This is a genomic window from Rhodocyclus tenuis, from assembly GCF_014197755.1.
GTDB classification, from domain to species: domain Bacteria; phylum Pseudomonadota; class Gammaproteobacteria; order Burkholderiales; family Rhodocyclaceae; genus Rhodocyclus; species Rhodocyclus tenuis.
In genome coordinates, this window is the sequence record NZ_JACIGE010000002.1 from 285753 (window position 1) to 301545 (window position 15793).

General features: G+C 66.7%; 20 protein-coding genes. 6 read left to right on the top strand and 14 right to left on the bottom strand.

Annotated elements, in window-relative coordinates; translation table 11 throughout:
- Positions 1 to 8: 8 nt before the first annotated feature.
- Both GGD90_RS03935 and GGD90_RS03940 read right to left on the bottom strand, forming a co-directional pair.
- Positions 9 to 1094 carry a YeeE/YedE family protein gene (locus tag GGD90_RS03935; protein ID WP_153114508.1) on the bottom strand — a complete coding sequence of 362 codons (1086 nt, stop codon included), beginning with the start codon at positions 1092 to 1094 and terminating at the stop codon, positions 9 to 11.
- Between the two features lie 28 nt (positions 1095 to 1122).
- A complete protein-coding gene (locus tag GGD90_RS03940) occupies positions 1123 to 1560 on the bottom strand; it encodes a rhodanese-like domain-containing protein (protein WP_153114509.1) in 438 nt (145 codons plus the stop codon).
- 293 nt (positions 1561 to 1853) lie between these two features.
- Between GGD90_RS03940 and GGD90_RS03945 the strand changes: the two genes are divergently transcribed.
- From GGD90_RS03945 to GGD90_RS03965, 5 genes are all read left to right on the top strand, one after another.
- Positions 1854 to 2330, top strand: coding sequence for a thiosulfate oxidation carrier protein SoxY (locus tag GGD90_RS03945; protein ID WP_153114823.1), 477 nt, complete (start codon positions 1854 to 1856; stop codon positions 2328 to 2330).
- A gap of 3 nt (positions 2331 to 2333) precedes the next feature.
- Positions 2334 to 2666 carry a thiosulfate oxidation carrier complex protein SoxZ gene (soxZ, locus tag GGD90_RS03950; protein WP_153114510.1) on the top strand — a complete coding sequence of 111 codons (333 nt, stop codon included), beginning with the start codon at positions 2334 to 2336 and terminating at the stop codon, positions 2664 to 2666.
- A gap of 36 nt (positions 2667 to 2702) precedes the next feature.
- On the top strand, positions 2703 to 3047 hold the full coding sequence (locus GGD90_RS03955) for a c-type cytochrome (protein ID WP_153114511.1): 345 nt from the start codon (positions 2703 to 2705) through the stop codon (positions 3045 to 3047).
- Positions 3048 to 3056: 9 nt separating this feature from the next.
- Positions 3057 to 4412 (top strand): NAD(P)/FAD-dependent oxidoreductase, encoded by a 1356-nt coding sequence (locus tag GGD90_RS03960; RefSeq protein WP_153114512.1) that lies wholly within the window; start codon positions 3057 to 3059, stop codon positions 4410 to 4412.
- A gap of 152 nt (positions 4413 to 4564) precedes the next feature.
- On the top strand, positions 4565 to 5014 hold the full coding sequence (locus tag GGD90_RS03965) for an acyl-CoA thioesterase (protein WP_153114513.1): 450 nt from the start codon (positions 4565 to 4567) through the stop codon (positions 5012 to 5014).
- Positions 5015 to 5089: 75 nt separating this feature from the next.
- On the opposite strand, the gene GGD90_RS03970 is transcribed toward GGD90_RS03965, so the two are convergent.
- The 7 genes from GGD90_RS03970 to GGD90_RS04000 form a co-directional block, all read right to left on the bottom strand.
- Entirely contained in the window at positions 5090 to 5467 is a 378-nt protein-coding gene (locus GGD90_RS03970; RefSeq protein ID WP_153114514.1) for a cupin domain-containing protein, read from the bottom strand.
- A gap of 13 nt (positions 5468 to 5480) precedes the next feature.
- Positions 5481 to 5846, bottom strand: coding sequence for a hypothetical protein (locus GGD90_RS03975; protein WP_153114515.1), 366 nt, complete (start codon positions 5844 to 5846; stop codon positions 5481 to 5483).
- Entirely contained in the window at positions 5843 to 6295 is a 453-nt protein-coding gene (dtd, locus tag GGD90_RS03980; protein ID WP_153114516.1) for a D-aminoacyl-tRNA deacylase, read from the bottom strand. Before dtd ends, GGD90_RS03975 begins: the two co-directional genes overlap by 4 nt.
- On the bottom strand, positions 6292 to 6951 hold the full coding sequence (gene leuE, locus GGD90_RS03985) for a leucine efflux protein LeuE (protein WP_153114517.1): 660 nt from the start codon (positions 6949 to 6951) through the stop codon (positions 6292 to 6294). Before leuE ends, dtd begins: the two co-directional genes overlap by 4 nt.
- 105 nt (positions 6952 to 7056) lie before the next feature.
- Entirely contained in the window at positions 7057 to 8082 is a 1026-nt protein-coding gene (locus GGD90_RS03990; RefSeq protein WP_153114518.1) for a patatin-like phospholipase family protein, read from the bottom strand.
- Between the two features lie 105 nt (positions 8083 to 8187).
- A complete protein-coding gene (locus GGD90_RS03995; protein ID WP_153114519.1) occupies positions 8188 to 9063 on the bottom strand; it encodes a TatD family hydrolase in 876 nt (291 codons plus the stop codon).
- A 1-nt stretch (position 9064) separates the two neighbouring features.
- The gene (locus GGD90_RS04000; protein WP_153114520.1) at positions 9065 to 9862 is read right to left on the bottom strand and encodes an enoyl-CoA hydratase-related protein; all 798 of its coding nucleotides are present in this window, start codon (positions 9860 to 9862) and stop codon (positions 9065 to 9067) included.
- Positions 9863 to 10009: 147 nt separating this feature from the next.
- On the opposite strand from GGD90_RS04000, the gene GGD90_RS04005 reads away from it, so the two are divergent.
- Positions 10010 to 10324, top strand: a complete 315-nt coding sequence (locus GGD90_RS04005; protein WP_153114521.1) for a hypothetical protein — start codon at positions 10010 to 10012, stop codon at positions 10322 to 10324.
- Positions 10325 to 10347: 23 nt separating this feature from the next.
- Here the strand turns inward: GGD90_RS04005 and GGD90_RS04010 are convergent, their stop codons facing one another.
- From GGD90_RS04010 to GGD90_RS04030, 5 genes are all read right to left on the bottom strand, one after another.
- Positions 10348 to 11589 carry a D-amino acid dehydrogenase gene (locus GGD90_RS04010; RefSeq protein WP_153114522.1) on the bottom strand — a complete coding sequence of 414 codons (1242 nt, stop codon included), beginning with the start codon at positions 11587 to 11589 and terminating at the stop codon, positions 10348 to 10350.
- A 6-nt stretch (positions 11590 to 11595) separates the two neighbouring features.
- Entirely contained in the window at positions 11596 to 13917 is a 2322-nt protein-coding gene (locus GGD90_RS04015; RefSeq protein ID WP_228273579.1) for a RelA/SpoT family protein, read from the bottom strand.
- Between the two features lie 28 nt (positions 13918 to 13945).
- Positions 13946 to 14152, bottom strand: coding sequence for a DNA-directed RNA polymerase subunit omega (rpoZ, locus tag GGD90_RS04020; protein WP_153114523.1), 207 nt, complete (start codon positions 14150 to 14152; stop codon positions 13946 to 13948).
- 18 nt (positions 14153 to 14170) lie between these two features.
- Complete coding sequence (gmk, locus tag GGD90_RS04025; protein WP_153114524.1) at positions 14171 to 14779, bottom strand: guanylate kinase; 609 nt, start codon at positions 14777 to 14779, stop codon at positions 14171 to 14173.
- A 75-nt stretch (positions 14780 to 14854) separates the two neighbouring features.
- The gene (locus GGD90_RS04030; protein ID WP_153114525.1) at positions 14855 to 15721 is read right to left on the bottom strand and encodes a YicC/YloC family endoribonuclease; all 867 of its coding nucleotides are present in this window, start codon (positions 15719 to 15721) and stop codon (positions 14855 to 14857) included.
- Positions 15722 to 15793: the final 72 nt, after the last annotated feature.

The following is a 15793-nucleotide window of genomic DNA, read 5'->3' on the forward strand; positions in this document are numbered from 1 at the left end:
CCAGCGACTCAGTCAGCCCGCCGCAGCTGCCAGACGAGCGTTGCCGCGGCGCCGCTGATGATCGCCGGCAGCGTCAGCAGCGAGCCGAGCGCGAGCGTCGATACGCCGCTGATCCCCTGCCCGATCGAGCAGCCGAGCGCGGTCACTGCGCCAAAGCCCATCAGGACGCCGCCGAGCAGATGGTGCACGCTGTCTTCCAGATCGTGAAAGCCCTCCCAGCGGAAGCTGCCGGTCGCCAGCGCGTGCGCCGCGCTGCCGGCAACGACACCGAGTGCAACGGCAATGGCGAAGTCAGGATGCTGGCTGTTGTCGCTCCATTGCGTCAGCAGGCTCATCAGATCGGCCTGTCCGGCGACGAAACTCAGCGATTCCATGCGTCCGCTGCGTGTGGCGAGGAATGCCTCCTGCAAGGTATCCGGGTCCTCGGCGACATAACCGAAATGACCGCTGAGCAGCCAGCCGGCGACGACCAGCAGCCCGGCGCCGGCGCCGCCGGCGAGCTGTTCGGCCGACAGGCGCCCGGCACGCAGGAAGATGAAGGCGAGCAAGGCAATCACCAGCCCCCCGGCGGCGATGGCCAGCGCGGCCGAAGCGGGAACGCCGAAGCCGGTGAGCAATGCCGGCAAGTCGCTGCCGCCGGGCATGGGCAGGCTGAGCGCATTGAGCACGCGGATGCGCAGGACGCTGAGGATGCCGTACATGCTCATCAGCGCACCGGCGCACAGTGCGAGAAAGACGATCAGCGCCTTGATGCTGCCGCTGCCGATGAGGATCAGCGTCTTGCCGGCGCAGCCCGAGGCGAGCGCCATGCCGACGCCAAAAGCCAGACCGCCGACGAGGTGCGCCGCCCACAGCAGTTTCGGCGTGCGATAGATCGTCTTGTCGAGATCGATCAGTCCGGCGGCGTGCAGCGCCGCACTGCCGGCGATGGCGACGGCAATCGCCAGCAGCCACATGCCCATGCGCCGCCAGTCCGCCATCACGACGATGTCGGCGACGGCGCCGAGCGTACAGAAACGCGTACGCGCGCAGAGCAGCCCGAAAGCGGCGCCAAGCACAAAGGCCAGCGCGAGGATGGCCGTCGCGCTCAGCATGCGCGCGCTCCGGGCCGGCTTGCCGGCGTCAAGCCGACTCCTGCGGCAGACCGTGGAAACACCCGCTGCCACCGCTGCCGTGCTGGCACGCCGCGTCGGCCTCGCCCTCGAACCCGTCCTGCACGTGGTAGATGCTGCGCAGCCCGGCGCTGAGCAGTGCCTGACCGGCGAGCAGCGAGCGCCTGCCGCTGCGACAGATGAGGATCAGAGGAATGCCGTTCACATCGTCGCCATCGTCGGCTGATTGAGCACGCGCGCGGCGCAACTGGCGCAGCTCGGCGACGAAATTCGGGTTGATCTGCCAGTCCGGCTCGTCAAACCAGGGGATGTTGACGGCGCCTGCCGGGTGTCCCCCCGAAAGGAACTCATCGCTTGAGCGGATATCGACGAGCAGCGCCCGGCGCTCATCGCCGAGCATGCGCAGGGCTTGCAATGCACTGAGGCTCTCGGGGTAACTATCGCTCACGACAAGACGTTCCTGCTGCTGAGTTGAAGACTTCGCGTTCCCTCCGCTGCCGGCCCGGCAACGCGATCACGCGTAACAGCCGCGGAGATTAGGGACGGCCGTCGCGAAAGCGAACAAAGACTTCCTGATAAGCATATGGGCATTCACGACCCCGACCGGGGAGCCGGCAGCAGGGGAATTTGCTTATCAGGAATCGATCGTTCTGCATCGCTAGCCGGGTGGGCAAGATTTCAACCACAGCGCTGACGGGACTTCCCTCGCGTTTCACCAGAACTTTCCCGGGGGGTTTGCCGATGTCCTTTGCCGTTTCTCGTCGCGAGTTTCTCGTCGTGGCGGGGGCTGCCGCGCTGGCCGGCGGCTTCGTCGGCGTACCTGGCATCGGCAACGCGCGGGCCGCTACCGGCACCCGCAATGCGGGCGCCTTCAAGGCGCGCAGCTGGGAGGCCGCGTATTCCTCGCTCGGGCTGCCGACGCCGCAGCCGAGCAGCGCGATCCTGATCAATGCACCCGACGTCGCCGACAACGGCGCCAGCGTTCCGGTCGAGGTCAGCATCCGCGTGCCGAATGCGCGGCGCCTGCTGCTGATCGGCGAGCGCAACAGTTTCCCGCTGCTCGCCGACATCGAGTTTTCCGGCCGCGCCGAACCGTGGTTCGAGGCCAGGATCAAGCTCGCCGAAACGTCCGACGTCCGCGCCATCGTCATCGCCGACGGCAAGGCTTACACCGCCAGCCGGCGCGTGCGCGTCATCGTCGGCGGCTGTGTCGGTTGAGCCATGGCTGAGAACACTACCCGTCCGTCGCTGCCGATCCGCGTTTCCGCCCGCGTCACCGGCGACAGCGCGCTGATCAAGGCACTGCTGACGCACCCAATGGAAAACGGCCTCGGCAAGACCGCTGCGGGCGAAGCCATCCCGGCGAACTTCATCACCGAGGTCAGCGTGTTCGTGAACGACGCGCTGGTCGCCTCCTTGCAGACCGGCCCCGGCATCGCCGCCGACCCGTTGTTCGGCTGGAAGGTCGGCGGCGTGCGCATCGGCGACGCGGTGCGCGTGAGCTGGCGCGACAACCAGGGCGCCGAACAATCCCAGGCAAGCACGGCGCGCTAGCGCCATTACCCATCATTCCCCCGAGAAGGAGATGCGATGAAACAAGTACTTCCGCTTCTTGCCCTGCTGGCAGCCGGCACTGCCGTCGCGGCAGGACCGGCCGGCAGCGACGGCAAAGCGCCGGCGAAACCGGCGCTGAGCGCAGCGTCCGCGGCAGCAGTGCCCTACGCCGTCGCCAACTGCTTCAACTGCCATGGCACCGACGGCAAGACCAGCGCCGCGATTCCGCCGCTCGCCGGGCGTGACCGCGTCTATATCGAGGAAACCCTGAAGGCCTACAAGAGCGGCGCCAAGCCGGCGACGATCATGCATCAGCTCGCCAAGGGCTATACCGACGAAGAACTCGCCGTCTTCGCCGACTACTTTTCGCAGCAGAAATAGGAGCCCGCCATGAGTCAGGAAAAAGAGTTCACTCTGCCGGGAAACGCGAGGACTGCAGACGACAGCCTCGGCCAGGCCACGGTCAATTCCGGTCGCCGCCGCCTGCTCGGCGCGCTCGGTGCCGGCGCCGCTATCGCCGCCGTTCAGGGAGCTGCCTTCGCCGCCGTACGCAAGCCGAAGTCGATCGGTCGCGTCGTCATCATCGGTGCCGGCTTCGGCGGCGCCACCGCTGCCAAGTATCTGCGCAAGTGGAGCAATGGCAGCATCGACGTGACGCTGATCGAGCGCAACAAGCAGTTCATCTCGTGCCCGACCTCGAACGAGGTGCTCGGCGGCAACCGCGCCTACGAGTCGCTGGTGCATGGCTACGACAAGCTCGGCAAGAACTGGGGCGTCAAGCTGGTGAATGCCTCGGCCACCGCCGTCGATGCGGAAAAGCGCCGCGTCAGGACCGATACCGCCGGCGAGTTCGAGTACGACCGGCTGATCGTCGCGCCGGGATTCGACTTCAACTTCGCCAGCATCGAAGGCTACGACGAGAAAGCGCGCGAACGCATCCTGCACGCGTGGAAAGCCGGTGCGCAGACGCTCGCCCTGCGCCAGCAGCTGGTCGACCTGCCCGACGGCGGCGTCTACGCGCTGACCATCCCGAAAGCGCCGTACCGCTGCCCGCCGGGACCGTACGAGCGCGCCAGCCAGATCGCCTGGTATTTCAAGCAGAACAAGCCGAAATCGAAGGTGCTGGTGCTCGACGCCAACGACAAGATCATCTCCAAGGAGAAACTCTTCCTCGGCGTCTGGGAAAAGGACTACGCCGGCATCATCGAATATACACCGAAGTGGAACGCCACCGGCGTCGACGCCGCCAGCAACACGGTGATCAGCGAACTCGGTGACCGCTTACACGCCGACGTGCTCAACCTGCTGCCGGCACAGCGCGCCGGCGACATCGCGCGCGCCATCGGCATCGTCAACGTGAACGACCGCTGGGCCGACATCGACTGGATCACGCTCGAATCGACGGCGCTGAAGAACGTGCACGTCGTCGGCGACGCGCTGTCGGCGGCGCCGCTGATGCCGAAGTCAGGGCACATGGCCAACCAGCACGGCAAGGCCGTCGCCGCGGCGATCGTCGAGATATTCTCGGGGCGCGAGCCGCAGCCGACGCTGCTCGCCAACACCTGCTACTCGCTGGTCGACGACAAGCGTGCCATTCATGTCGATTCGGTGCACCGCTACGACCCGGAGAAGAAGCAGCCGCTGGTCGTCGCCGGTTCCGGCGGCGTCTCCAGCGCGCCGTCGGTCGAAGAAGGCCTGTACACGCGCGCCTGGGCCGAAACGATCTGGAAGGACGTGCTCGCCTGATCGCACCGCACAGCGCAAGCGCGCAAGGGCGGCAGGGCGACAGCGCGCCCGCCACAGGCCGGAGCAGCCGTACGATGGCGGCTCCGGCCTTTTTCATGCCCGGTTGCACCAAGGGGCTAAAATCAGCGCCCCACTTCACCTGCAGAGACCACATGCCGCGCGTACTTGTCGACCGCTTTACCGTTCCCGATGCCGCCATCGACATCAACGGCCACGTCAATAACCAGGAATACATCCGCTGGATGCAGGACATCGCCACGGCGCATTCGAGCGACTGCGGCTGGCCGCTCGCCCGCTACCTCGAAGTGAAATCGATGTGGGTGATCCGCTCGCACTTCATCGAGTACGTGCGGCCGGCTTTCGCCGGCGAGGAGCTGCTGCTGGCCACCTGGATCGCCGGCATGGACACGCATACCTCACCGCGCAAGTACCGCTTCGTACGCGCGCGCGACGGCAAGACGCTCGCCGAAGCCGAGACGCTGTGGGTCTATTGCGACGCGACGAGCGGGCGGCCGGCTGCAATTCCGCCGGAAGTGCGCGAGGCCTTTCCGGTGGTAACCGAGGCCACGGAAATCACCGCCGCCATCGCCGCGCGGCGCTGATCCGGGCCAGCCGTTCCGGCGACTCCCGCCGATCCGCTCAGGCGTGGCGGCAGCCGGCGCCGCGGCCGGGCCCATTCACTCGGGCGCGGGAACGGGTTCGAGCAGTTCGGTATCGGCGTGCGCGTACGCCGGGCTGCAGCAGCACAGGATGTGCAGCGGCGTCGTGCCGCCGGCCTCGATGCAATGCGGCGTTCCCGGCGGGATGAGCACGCTGTCGCCGGCAGCGACGGCAAAGCGCTCGGCGCCGAGCGTCATCCAGCCCTCGCCTGCCGTCAGGTGATAGATCTCTTCGGTCGCGTGGTGACGGTGCAGCCAGGTGCGCTGGCCGGGGTACACGACCGCCTCGGCGAGACTCTGGTTTTGCACCGGATGCTGCCCGGGGTGCAGCAGTTCACGGATTTCCGAGCCGTCGCGGGTGATGTACGGGGCAATGTCGGCGAGTCGCGTTTTCATCGCGGCCGACCGCTCAAGGCTTGCGATCGTCGCGCGGCAGCAGGCGCGGCTCGCGCGCATCGCTTGCTGCGCTGGATTCACCGGCATCGCTGGCTTCGTTTTCGCGGATGACCACCGCTTCGCCGTCGATCACCTCGCCGCGCATCGACGCACCGCCCATCGACTGGCCGCCCATGCTGAAACCCGCCCCCTGCTCACGCATCAGCTTGCGCAGTTCGCGCGTCTTCCACCAGAACCACGCCCAGACCGCCAGCGCAATGAAGGGAATCAGCGCCAGCAGCACCAGCGAGAACATGAAACCGAGGCCGAGCAACAGCGCGAGGACGATCGCGGCAAGGATCTTGGCGAGCGGGCCGGGAGGATTGGCGGGCGGCATCATTCGGGGTTCCGGGAGTCGAGGGTGAGCGTGACGGGGCCGTCGTTGATCAGGCTGACCTGCATGTCGGCGCCGAATACGCCGGTGTGCACCGGCCGGCCGAGTGCCTGCGTCAGCAGCGCGGTGAAGCGTTCGAACAAGGGCTGCGAGATTTCGCCGCGCGCGGCACGGCTCCACGACGGGCGGTTGCCCTTGCGCGTCGAGGCGTAGAGGGTGAATTGCGAAACGGAGAGGATGTCGCCGCCGGCATCAACGACACTGCGGTTCATGACGCCTTCGGCATCGGCGAAGATACGTAGCCGGGTGAGCTTCTGCACCATCCAGTCGAGGTCGCTCGCCTGATCGGCATCCTCGAAACCGGCGAGCAGCAGCAGGCCGGCGCCGATCTCGCCGACGATCTGCCCATCGACGCTGACCGCCGCCGCGCGCACGCGCTGCACGACGACCCTCATGCTGCCGACTGCCCGAGCGTGGCGCTCGCCAGCTTGACGGCAAAGCCGACAAACAGCCCGCCGACGCCGCCGCTGGCCACCGCCGACAGCCGGCGGCGACGGCGGAACTGCGCGGCCAGTCCGGCACCGCCGAAGATCAATGCCGACAGGTAGAGCGCGCTGAACAGCTGCACGATCAGGCCGAGGATCAGGAAGGACAGCACCGGATGCGGGTAGTCCGGCGAGACGAACTGGATGAAGAAGGAAACGAAGAAGAAGATCGCCTTCGGGTTCATCAGGCTGATCAGCAGCGCCGTGTGGAAAGGGCGCGAAGCGTCGACCGCAGGCGCCGCCGGCGCGGCATCGGCGGGCGCCTGCCAGCGGCGCCAGGCGGCGCGCAGCAGGTTCACTCCCAGCCAGGCGAGGTAGGCGGCACCCGCGTACTTGATCGCCATGAACAGCGCCGGCGTCGCCTGCAGCAGTGAAGCGACACCGGTCGCCGAAAGCGTCATCAGGATGGCGTCGCCAACGAAGACGCCACAGGCGCCGCGATAACCGGCGCCGACGCCCCAGCGCGAGGCGACGCTCATCACATAGAGCGAGTTCGGTCCCGGCAGCAGGACGATGAAAATCGTGCCGAGGATGAAGGTGGGCAGGTCGGTGATGCCGAAAAACATGGGGGACTCCAGCGCAAGCAGCGATATTACTGTCCGCCGCCCCGCCGCGTCACCCCGATTGCACTGACATCGAATCGCTCGCCGCCGGCGAACGCCCGGCCGCTGTCAGTAGAACAATCGGGACAGATCGACCGTCGCGCGTTTGCCGACGGCGTCGGCGTTCTCGGCGAGCCACTCCCGTGCGTGTTCGCGCCCCTGGTCGCGCAGCATCAACAGGAACTGTTCGCGGGCGATCAGCTTGCTCTCCGAAGCCAGCCCGCTCATCAGCTCGTCGGCGGCGAGGACGTGGAAATTGACCTGCGTCAGCCGGTGTTCGAAGCGGCAGGCCGGCGATACCTCGTCACGGACGTACTCGCGCATGTGCGCGAACATGCGCATCTCGCGCAGGAAAGTCGCCTGGAAGGCAAGCTCCTGCTGACGCAAGGTGATGTCGCGTGCCGTGTGCGGCGTTTCGCTGTAGTGCAGCGGCGTCAGCAGCACGAGCATGATGTCCGGGCTGTCGCAGTAGTAGAACAAGGGGAAAACCGCCGGATTGGCGCTGTAGCCGCCATCCCAGTAGGGTTCGCCGTCGATCATCACGGTGCGGTGGATGGTTGGCAGGCAGGCCGAAGCGAGTACCGCCTCGACCGAGATTTCTTCCGAACGGAACAGTCTGAGCTTGCCCGAATTGGCGTGCGTGGTGGCGATGAACAGCTTCACCGGGCTGCAGTCGCGCAGGCGCTCGCAGTCGATCTGGCGCTCGAGGATGTCGCGCAGCGGATTGATGTCGAAAGGATTGAGCTGGCTCGGCGAGAACAGGTTCTTGGTCAGCAGGTTCATCAGCTTGAGGCCGGGAACCAGGCGCGGCGACTCGTCGCCGTCGGTCGAAATCGAATTGATGAAGGCGGCACTGTTGGCGACGGCGCTCCAGAAATCGGCCAGCGCCGCGCGGGCACCGTCCTCGCCGCCGCTCATCAGGCCCTGCGCGAGGACGACCGCGTTCATCGCGCCGGCGCTGGTGCCGCTGACGCCCTCGAAAGCGAAGCGTCCGTCTTCGAGCAGATAGTCGAGAACGCCCCAGGTGAACGCGCCATGCGCGCCGCCGCCCTGCAGGGCGAGATTGATCGTGCGTTGTCCTGCCTGGCTCGACATCGATGATTCTCCGTAAAGGGACCGCGCTCTTGCCGCTGTCAGACAACAGCGGCAGTGCAATTGTTGCAGCGCAGCAAAGAATCTATCGGGAACGGCGGCGCGCGTCTAGCGCGGAAGGATGCGCCGCGCCGTCGCCGTCGTCGCCGCCGCCACCCCGTCCAGCGACATGCCACGCAGCTCGGCCAGCGTCGCCGCAATGCGCGGCAGATGTGCCGGCTCGTTGCGGCCGCGGCCGACGAACTCGGGCGGCATGTCGGGCGAATCGGTTTCGAGAACGATCGCCGCCAGCGGCAGCGTCGCCGCCAGTTCGCGGATGCGGCGCGCGCGCGACCAGGTCATCACGCCGCCGAAACCGAGGGCGAAACCGAGGTCGATGAAAGCGTCGGCCTGTTGCCGGCTGCCGTTGAACGCATGCGCGATGCCGCCAGCGAGCGCGCTTGCCTGGCCGCGGCCGCCGACACGGCGCAGCGCCGCGAGCACCGCGTCCTGCGCGCGGCGCACATGCAGCAAGACCGGCAGCGCCAAGTCGCGCGCGATTTTCAGCTGTTCGACGAAGAAATGCGTCTGCCGCTCGACGTCGACACCCGCAACATAGAAATCGAGGCCGATCTCGCCGATAGCCAGCGGTGGCCGTGGGCCATCGAGTTCGCGCGCCAGCCGCTCGCGCAAGGCGCGCAGGTCGGCTTCGCTGGCGTCATCGACATAGAGCGGATGAATGCCGTAGGCGACGCGCACGGCGGCGAAATTCTCGCCGCAGGCAGCGACGTCGGCAAAGTTGCCCGCCGCCACCGCCGGCACGACGATCTGCTCGACGCCGGCAGCAGCGGCACGGGCGGCCACTGCCACACGATCAGCGGCGAATTCGGCAGCATCGAGGTGGCAATGCGTGTCGATGAACGACGGTTTCGCCGCTGCCGCTGACGGTGCTACGGCTTCGCCCCCGGCATGCCCGGCCGGCGCTACAGTGCCGGCGGCAGTCATCTCACTCGCGCCCGGAGAAGTTCGCCGGCCGCTTTTCGAAGAAGCCGGCGAGACCTTCGGCAAAGTCTGGCTCGGCGCCGCAAGCGGCGAAGGCGTGCTGCTCGCCGACCAGTTGCGCCGACAGCGGCTGCGTGAACGACGCGTTGAGCAGGGCCTTGGTGCGCGCCAGCGCGGCGGTTGGTCCGGCGGCGAGACGGGCGGCCAGCGCTGCCGTCTCGTCGGCGAGTTGCGCACGCGGCACGACGCGGTTGACCAGCCCGAGCTCGCCGGCGCGTGCGGCGTCGAAACGGTCGCCAAGCAGCGCGATTTCCATCGCCCGACGCAGGCCGACCAGACGCGGCAGCGACCAGGTCGCGCCACCGTCGGGCGACAGGCCGATGCGACAGTAGGCGAGCGTGAAATAGGCATCGTCGGCGGCGAGCGCCAGATCGGCAGCCATCATCAGCGACAGGCCGAAGCCGGCGACGGCGCCCTGCACCGAGGCGACGACCGGCTTTTCCATCGTCTTCAACTGTTCGATCGAGGCATGCACGGCGCCGATCAGCCGCGAAAAGCGCGCCTGCCGCTCGGCCGGCGGCAGTGCCAGCTGTTCGCGGAACCACTTCAGGTCGCCGCCGGCCATGAAATGCTCGCCGGAACCGCAGAGGACGACGGCACGCACCTCGCGGTCGAAGGCGGCGCGCGCGCTGGCCTCGGCCAGACCATCGATCATCGCCAGATCAAGCGCGTTGAGCGCCTGCGGCCGGTTGAGCGTGAGCGTCGCCACGGCGTCGCGGACTTCGTAAAGGACAGCGGTCATGCGTTCTCCTTCAGGGCAGCGGGTCGGGTTTCAAAACGGCAGTGCGCATTAAACCATGCACTGCCGATGACAACGAAAGGGCATGAAGTTTGCTCCTGTAATAACTTCGCGTTGCACCTGCACAGCTATCGGAGCAATGGTATCGCCATGGATAACGAACTGCTGACCAGCGTCGCCCGTCTCAAAGTCCGCTTGCGCCGCGGCCGTGCGCTCTCGCTCAACACCCAGCGTTTTTTCACGGAAAGCGCTTACGCACTGGAGATGCTCAACCTCGCAGAAGACGACGACGACGAAGAAATCGTCATTCTCGCGCTCGAACTGCGCAAGCTGATGGGCTTCCTGCCGCCCCTGCCGGCGCCGGAAAGCTCGCCGCCGCCCGCCGCTGCCGCAGCGCCCAAGGCCGAGCCGACTAGCGCCACACGCCCCGATTCGGGGCGTTATCGCTTCGGTCCACGCACCTGAATGGCGCCCGGAAAGGCACCCGCTTAGCCGCGCAGGAAAGGAAATTCGGCCGCCGGCAGGCGGCCACCGAGCAGATCGGCGAGCGCGGCGCCGGAACCGCAGGCCAGCGTCCAGCCGAGCGTACCGTGACCGGCGTTGAGATAGAGATTGGGTATGCGGGTACGGCCGATCAGCGGCAGGTTCGACGGCGTCACCGGCCGCAGGCCCGCCCAGTACTCGGGTTCGCCGGCCGGGCGCAGCTCGGGGAACAGCTCCTGCGTGCGCGTCAGCAGCGCCTGGCAGCGCACCGGATTGAGCGAACGGTCGTAGCCGTTGAATTCGGCGGTGCCGGCGACGCGCAGACGCTGGCCGAGGCGCGAGAAGACGATCTTGTGTCCGTCGTCGGTGACGCTCACCGTCGGCGCAACCGAGTCGGGTGAGAGCGGAATCGTCGCCGAGTAGCCCTTGCCCGGATAGATCGGCACACGCAGGCCGAGCGGGCGCAGTAACAGCGGCGTTTCGCAGGCGAGCGCGACAACGTAGGCATCGGCGGTGAGCAGTTCGCCGCCGGCGATGACGCCGACGATGCGGCCGCTGGCAGCCGCCAGCCGCTCGATCGGCGTGTCGTAATGAAAACGCACACCGCGCGCCGCGCACAAGGCGGCGAGATTCTGCGTGAAGCGGTGCGCGTCGCCCGACTCGTCGTCGACAGTGAAATCGCCGCCGACCAGTTGCGGGCGGATGCGCTTGAGCGTCGGCTCGATGGCGAGGCATTCGTCGGCAGAAATGGTGCGGCGGTCGCAACCGTGTTCGCGCATCACTGCCGCCGCCTCGACGGCGCCGGAAAACTCCTTGCGGTCGGTATAGATGTGCAGGATGCCGCGTTCGAGGTGGTCGTACTGAATGTCAGTCGCCGCGCGCAACTGCTGCAGGCAGCTGCGGCTGTAGAGCGCCAGCGCGACGATGTCGCGGATATTGGCGCGCGTGCGCGCCGGCGTGCATTCACGCAGGAAACGCAGCCCCCAGGCGAACAGCGCGGGGTCCCAGCGCGGCCGGAACAGCAGCGGCGCGTCTTCACGCCCCATCCACGCCAGCGCCAATGCCGGTGCATGCGGATTGGCCCAGGGCTCGGCGTGCGACACCGAAATCTGGCCACCGTTGGCAAAGCTGGTTTCGAGACCGGCCGCCGGCTGGCGGTCGACAACGGTAACCTCGTGGCCGGCCTCGGCCAGATACCAGGCACTGGTGATACCAACGACACCGGCACCAAGAACAAGCACCTTCACAAGCGTCTACCCCCGTTCGCGGGCGATGCGCACCACTTCCGGAATGCGCCGCAGGATGCGCATGACTTGCGCCAGATGCGCGCGATCGGCAACCTGCACGGTGAAATTGAGCGAGGTATAGAGACCCGGCGCCTTCTCCTCCATGCCAACGCCCTCGATGTTCGAACCGCCCTCGGAAATGGCGGTGGCGATGCGACCGAGCACGCCGCGCACGTTCTCGGCGGTAACGCGGATACGCACATCGAACAGCTTGCCGACTTCCGGCTCCCACTCGACGTCAATCCACTTTTTCGGATCGTTGCTGCGCGCCTTGCGGATCATCGGACAGTCGTGCGAATGGATGATCAGCCCCTGTCCCTTGCGGATCGAGCCGATGATCGGGTCGCCCGGAATCGGCTGACAGCAAGGCGCGATCTGCACCGCCATCCCCTGCGCGCCGCGAATGACCAGCGACGGACGCGGCGCACCGCGTTCGACCTGCGGCAATTCCTCATGCGCCAGCAGGCGCCGCGCGACAACCGCCGCCAGACGCCGGCCAAGACCGATGTCGGTGTACACCTCCTTCATCGACTTGCTGCCGGCAGCGCGCACCAGCCCTTCCCAACTCGCCACCGGTACTTCGGCCGGCGTGATGCCGAGCGTGCGTAGTTCCTGGTCGAGCATGCTCTCGCCGAGCGCCGCCGACTCGTCGTTCTGCATCGTCTTCAGGAAATGGCGGATCTTGCCGCGCGCGCGTCCGGTCTTGACGTAGGACAGCCAGGCAGGATTCGGATTGGCGTGCGCGGCGGTGATGATCTCGACCTGGTCGCCATTGGTCAGCTCGGTTCTGAGCGGCATCAGCTCGTAATTGATGCGCGCGGCGACGCAGCGGTTGCCGATGTCGGTGTGCACCGTGTAGGCGAAATCGACCGCCGTCGCGCCCTTCGGCAGCGACATGATCTTGCCCTTCGGCGTAAACACGTAGACCTCGTCGGGGAAGAGATCGACCTTGACGTTCTCGAAGAACTCGGCGGTATCGCCGGCGGTGTTCTGCAGCTCGAGCAGCGACTGCAGCCACTTGTGCGTGCGCACCTGCAGGTCAGCGCCGCTCTGCTCGCTGTCCTTGTACAACCAGTGCGAAGCGACGCCTTCCTGCGCCACGTGATGCATCGACTGCGTGCGGATCTGCACTTCGATCGGCGTGCCATAGGGGCCGATCAGCGTCGTGTGCAGCGACTGGTAGCCGTTGCCCTTGGGAATGGCGATGTAGTCCTTGAACTTGCCCGGCACCGGCTTGTACAGCGCGTGCAGTGCGCCCATCGCCAGATAGCAGGTCGGCACGTCGCGGACGACGACGCGGAAGCCGTAGATATCGAGCACCTGCGAAAAGGACAGGCGCTTTTCGACCATCTTGCGATAGATCGAATAGAGGCTTTTCTCGCGACCGAAGACCTGTGCCTCGATCTGCGCCTCGCTCATGCGGCCGCGGATGCCGTCGAGGATGCGCTTGAGCAGTTCGCGCCGGTTGCCGCGCGCCGCACGCAAGGCCTTCGACAGCACCTCGGCGCGACGCGGATGGATGTGCGCGAAGGAGATGTCCTGCAACTCGCGATAGAGCTTGTTCAGACCGAGACGATTGGCGATCGGCGCGTAGATTTCGAGCGTCTCGCGCGCGATTCGGCGCCGCTTGTCGACGCGTACGGCGGACATTGTCTGCAGGTTGTGCAGACGGTCGGCGAGCTTGATGAGGACGACGCGCAGGTCGCGCGCCATCGCCATCAGCATCTTGCGGAAGTTTTCCGCCTGCGCTTCCTGGTAGGACTGGGTCTCGATCTTGTCGAGCTTGGAGACGCCGTCGACCAGTTCGGCGACGGCCTTGCCGAAGCGGGCGGTGATCTCGGCCTTGGAAAAGGCCGTGTCCTCCATCACGTCGTGCAGCAGTGCGGCGATCACCGCCTGCGCATCCATGTGCCATTCGGCCAGCGCACCGGCAACGGCGAGCGGATGCGTGACGTAGGGTTCGCCCGACAGCCGCGTCTGACCGCGGTGCGCCATCTGGCTGAAACGATAGGCTTCGCGCACCAGCGCGATTTCGTCGGGCTTGAGATAACTCAGGCTGTCGATGAAAACGCGGAAGGCCGGGTCGTCTTCGCTGGCGTTCAGCGCGGCGGCGGACAAGGCTGCATCGCCGGCGGCTTGCGCCGGCGTGGCTGGAGTTTCGGTATTGGCGGCTGCGCCGGCAGGAGCGGCCGGCTGATCAGCGGCAGTAGCGGCGGCAGGAGTTGCCGGACCGGCAGGCTTGACGGACGGTGGAGTAGAGGGCGGTTCGGAACCTTCCCGGCTCATCATCGTTCGCTGTGTCGCCTGCCGGCGAATGTCAGGCCTGACCCCGATTGAGGACTTCAACACCAACCAGGCCACCAGCGATTTCACGCAGGGCGATGACGGTCGGCTTGTCCTTGTCGGAATCGACCATCGGCGTTGCGCCGTTGGCGATCTGACGCGCGCGATAGGTCGCGGCCAGCGTCATCTGGAAACGGTTGGGGATACGATGCAGACAATCGTCAACGGTTACTCGTGCCATAGGGATACCTTGGAGAATTCAGAGCAGGCTGGCGAACAGCCCGGAGTGGCGCTCGTTCTGGGACGCCCAGTCGAGCCGCGAGGCGCGTACCACCGACAGCAGATCCGTGAGGGCGTCGGCAAGGTCGCGATTAATAATAACATAGTCGAATTCGCGGGCATGGCGCATCTCGGTGCGCGCCGCGGCGAGACGCGTGGCGATCGTCTCGGTACTGTCGGTGCCGCGCGCATCAAGTCGGCGGGCAAGCTCGTCGAGCGAGGGCGGCAGGATGAAGATGCCGATCGCCGCGGGAAAGAGCGCGCGCACCTGCTGTGCCCCCTGCCAGTCGATCTCGAGCAGCACATCGCGGCCTGCCGCCATTTCGGCGGCGATCCACGGCTTCGAGGTGCCGTAGCAGTTGCCGTGCACCTCGGCCCATTCGAGGAACTGCCCGGCGTCGACCATCGCCCGGAAAGTCGGCAGATCGACGAAGTTGTAGTGCGTGCCGTCGACCTCGCCGGCGCGCGGCGCGCGCGTCGTGTAGGACACCGACAGGCGGATGCCGGCGTCGCGCTCGAGCAGCAGGCGCACCAGCGTGGTCTTGCCGGTCCCCGAGGGCGCGGCGACGATGTAGAGATGACCGGACATTAAAGCTCCTGCGCAGCGCAGCGGGCTACGGGTCCGGCTTGCATCCCGGCAAGCGGCCGCGCTGCGGATTGCGGGTTATTCGAGGTTCTGGATCTGCTCGCGCATCTGCTCGATGAGCAGCTTGAGATCCATCGCCGTCTGCGAAACCGCGCTGACCACCGACTTGGAGCCGAGCGTGTTGGCTTCGCGGTTGAGTTCCTGCATCAGGAAGTCGAGGCGCTTGCCGCTGGCGCCGCCGGCCTTGAGCACGCGCTCGACCTCGTCGAGGTGCGTCGACAGACGCGCCAGCTCTTCGTCGACATCGATGCGCGCGGCAAAGAGAACGAGTTCCTGACGGATGCGCTCGTCGTCGACCGAACCGATCGCGTCCTGCAGACGCTGGCGCAGCTTGTCCTGGAAGGCCGCCTGCGCCGCCGGAATATGCGGCGCGACGGCGCGCACCAGTTCGCGAATGCGCGCGACGCGTTCGAGGATCACCGCCGCCAGTTTGGCACCCTCACGTTCGCGCGAAGCGGCAAAGTCTTCAAGCGCTTCGCGCATCAGCGCCAGCGCCTCGGGAACGAGTGCATCGGTATCGAGCGTGTCGTCGCCGAACATGCCCGGCCAGCGCAGCACTTCACCGACCGACAGCGGCGTCGCCTGCGGCAGCGCAGCGCGTACCTGCGCGTCGAAATCGGCCAGCCGCGCGAGCAACTCGCCGCTGAGCGCCTGCGGCACGGTTTTCGTCGTCGCCGGAACGAAATTCAGTCGGCATTCGATCTTGCCGCGCGAGATGCGCGCCGAAATCAGCTCGCGCAGCGCCGGTTCGGCCGAGCGCAACTCCTCGCAGATGCGGAACTGGAAATCGAGGTACCGGGAATTGACGCTCTTCAGTTCAAGGTGCAGGGCACCGCGCTCGACGTCGCGCGTGCGCGCGGCGTAACCGGTCATGCTGAAAATCATGGGAGTCCCGAATGTGCGAATGTGTAACGGTGGCGAGAGGGGAATGGCGGCGCTGCGGGAAGCCGTGCAAAG

Coding starts and splice junctions, on each gene's coding strand:
- GGD90_RS03995 (WP_153114519.1), bottom strand. CDS start 9,063: ATGACTGCCGCCGGCACTGTAGCGCCGGCCGGGCATGCCGGGGGCGAA.
- dtd (WP_153114516.1), bottom strand. CDS start 6,295: ATGAGGGTCGTCGTGCAGCGCGTGCGCGCGGCGGCGGTCAGCGTCGAT.
- GGD90_RS03945 (WP_153114823.1), top strand. CDS start 1,854: ATGTCCTTTGCCGTTTCTCGTCGCGAGTTTCTCGTCGTGGCGGGGGCT.
- soxZ (WP_153114510.1), top strand. CDS start 2,334: ATGGCTGAGAACACTACCCGTCCGTCGCTGCCGATCCGCGTTTCCGCC.
- GGD90_RS03955 (WP_153114511.1), top strand. CDS start 2,703: ATGAAACAAGTACTTCCGCTTCTTGCCCTGCTGGCAGCCGGCACTGCC.
- GGD90_RS04030 (WP_153114525.1), bottom strand. CDS start 15,721: ATGATTTTCAGCATGACCGGTTACGCCGCGCGCACGCGCGACGTCGAG.
- GGD90_RS04015 (WP_228273579.1), bottom strand. CDS start 13,917: ATGATGAGCCGGGAAGGTTCCGAACCGCCCTCTACTCCACCGTCCGTC.
- gmk (WP_153114524.1), bottom strand. CDS start 14,779: ATGTCCGGTCATCTCTACATCGTCGCCGCGCCCTCGGGGACCGGCAAG.
- GGD90_RS04005 (WP_153114521.1), top strand. CDS start 10,010: ATGGATAACGAACTGCTGACCAGCGTCGCCCGTCTCAAAGTCCGCTTG.
- rpoZ (WP_153114523.1), bottom strand. CDS start 14,152: ATGGCACGAGTAACCGTTGACGATTGTCTGCATCGTATCCCCAACCGT.
- GGD90_RS03990 (WP_153114518.1), bottom strand. CDS start 8,082: ATGTCGAGCCAGGCAGGACAACGCACGATCAATCTCGCCCTGCAGGGC.
- leuE (WP_153114517.1), bottom strand. CDS start 6,951: ATGTTTTTCGGCATCACCGACCTGCCCACCTTCATCCTCGGCACGATT.
- GGD90_RS03960 (WP_153114512.1), top strand. CDS start 3,057: ATGAGTCAGGAAAAAGAGTTCACTCTGCCGGGAAACGCGAGGACTGCA.
- GGD90_RS03975 (WP_153114515.1), bottom strand. CDS start 5,846: ATGATGCCGCCCGCCAATCCTCCCGGCCCGCTCGCCAAGATCCTTGCC.
- GGD90_RS04000 (WP_153114520.1), bottom strand. CDS start 9,862: ATGACCGCTGTCCTTTACGAAGTCCGCGACGCCGTGGCGACGCTCACG.
- GGD90_RS03935 (WP_153114508.1), bottom strand. CDS start 1,094: ATGCTGAGCGCGACGGCCATCCTCGCGCTGGCCTTTGTGCTTGGCGCC.
- GGD90_RS03970 (WP_153114514.1), bottom strand. CDS start 5,467: ATGAAAACGCGACTCGCCGACATTGCCCCGTACATCACCCGCGACGGC.
- GGD90_RS03965 (WP_153114513.1), top strand. CDS start 4,565: ATGCCGCGCGTACTTGTCGACCGCTTTACCGTTCCCGATGCCGCCATC.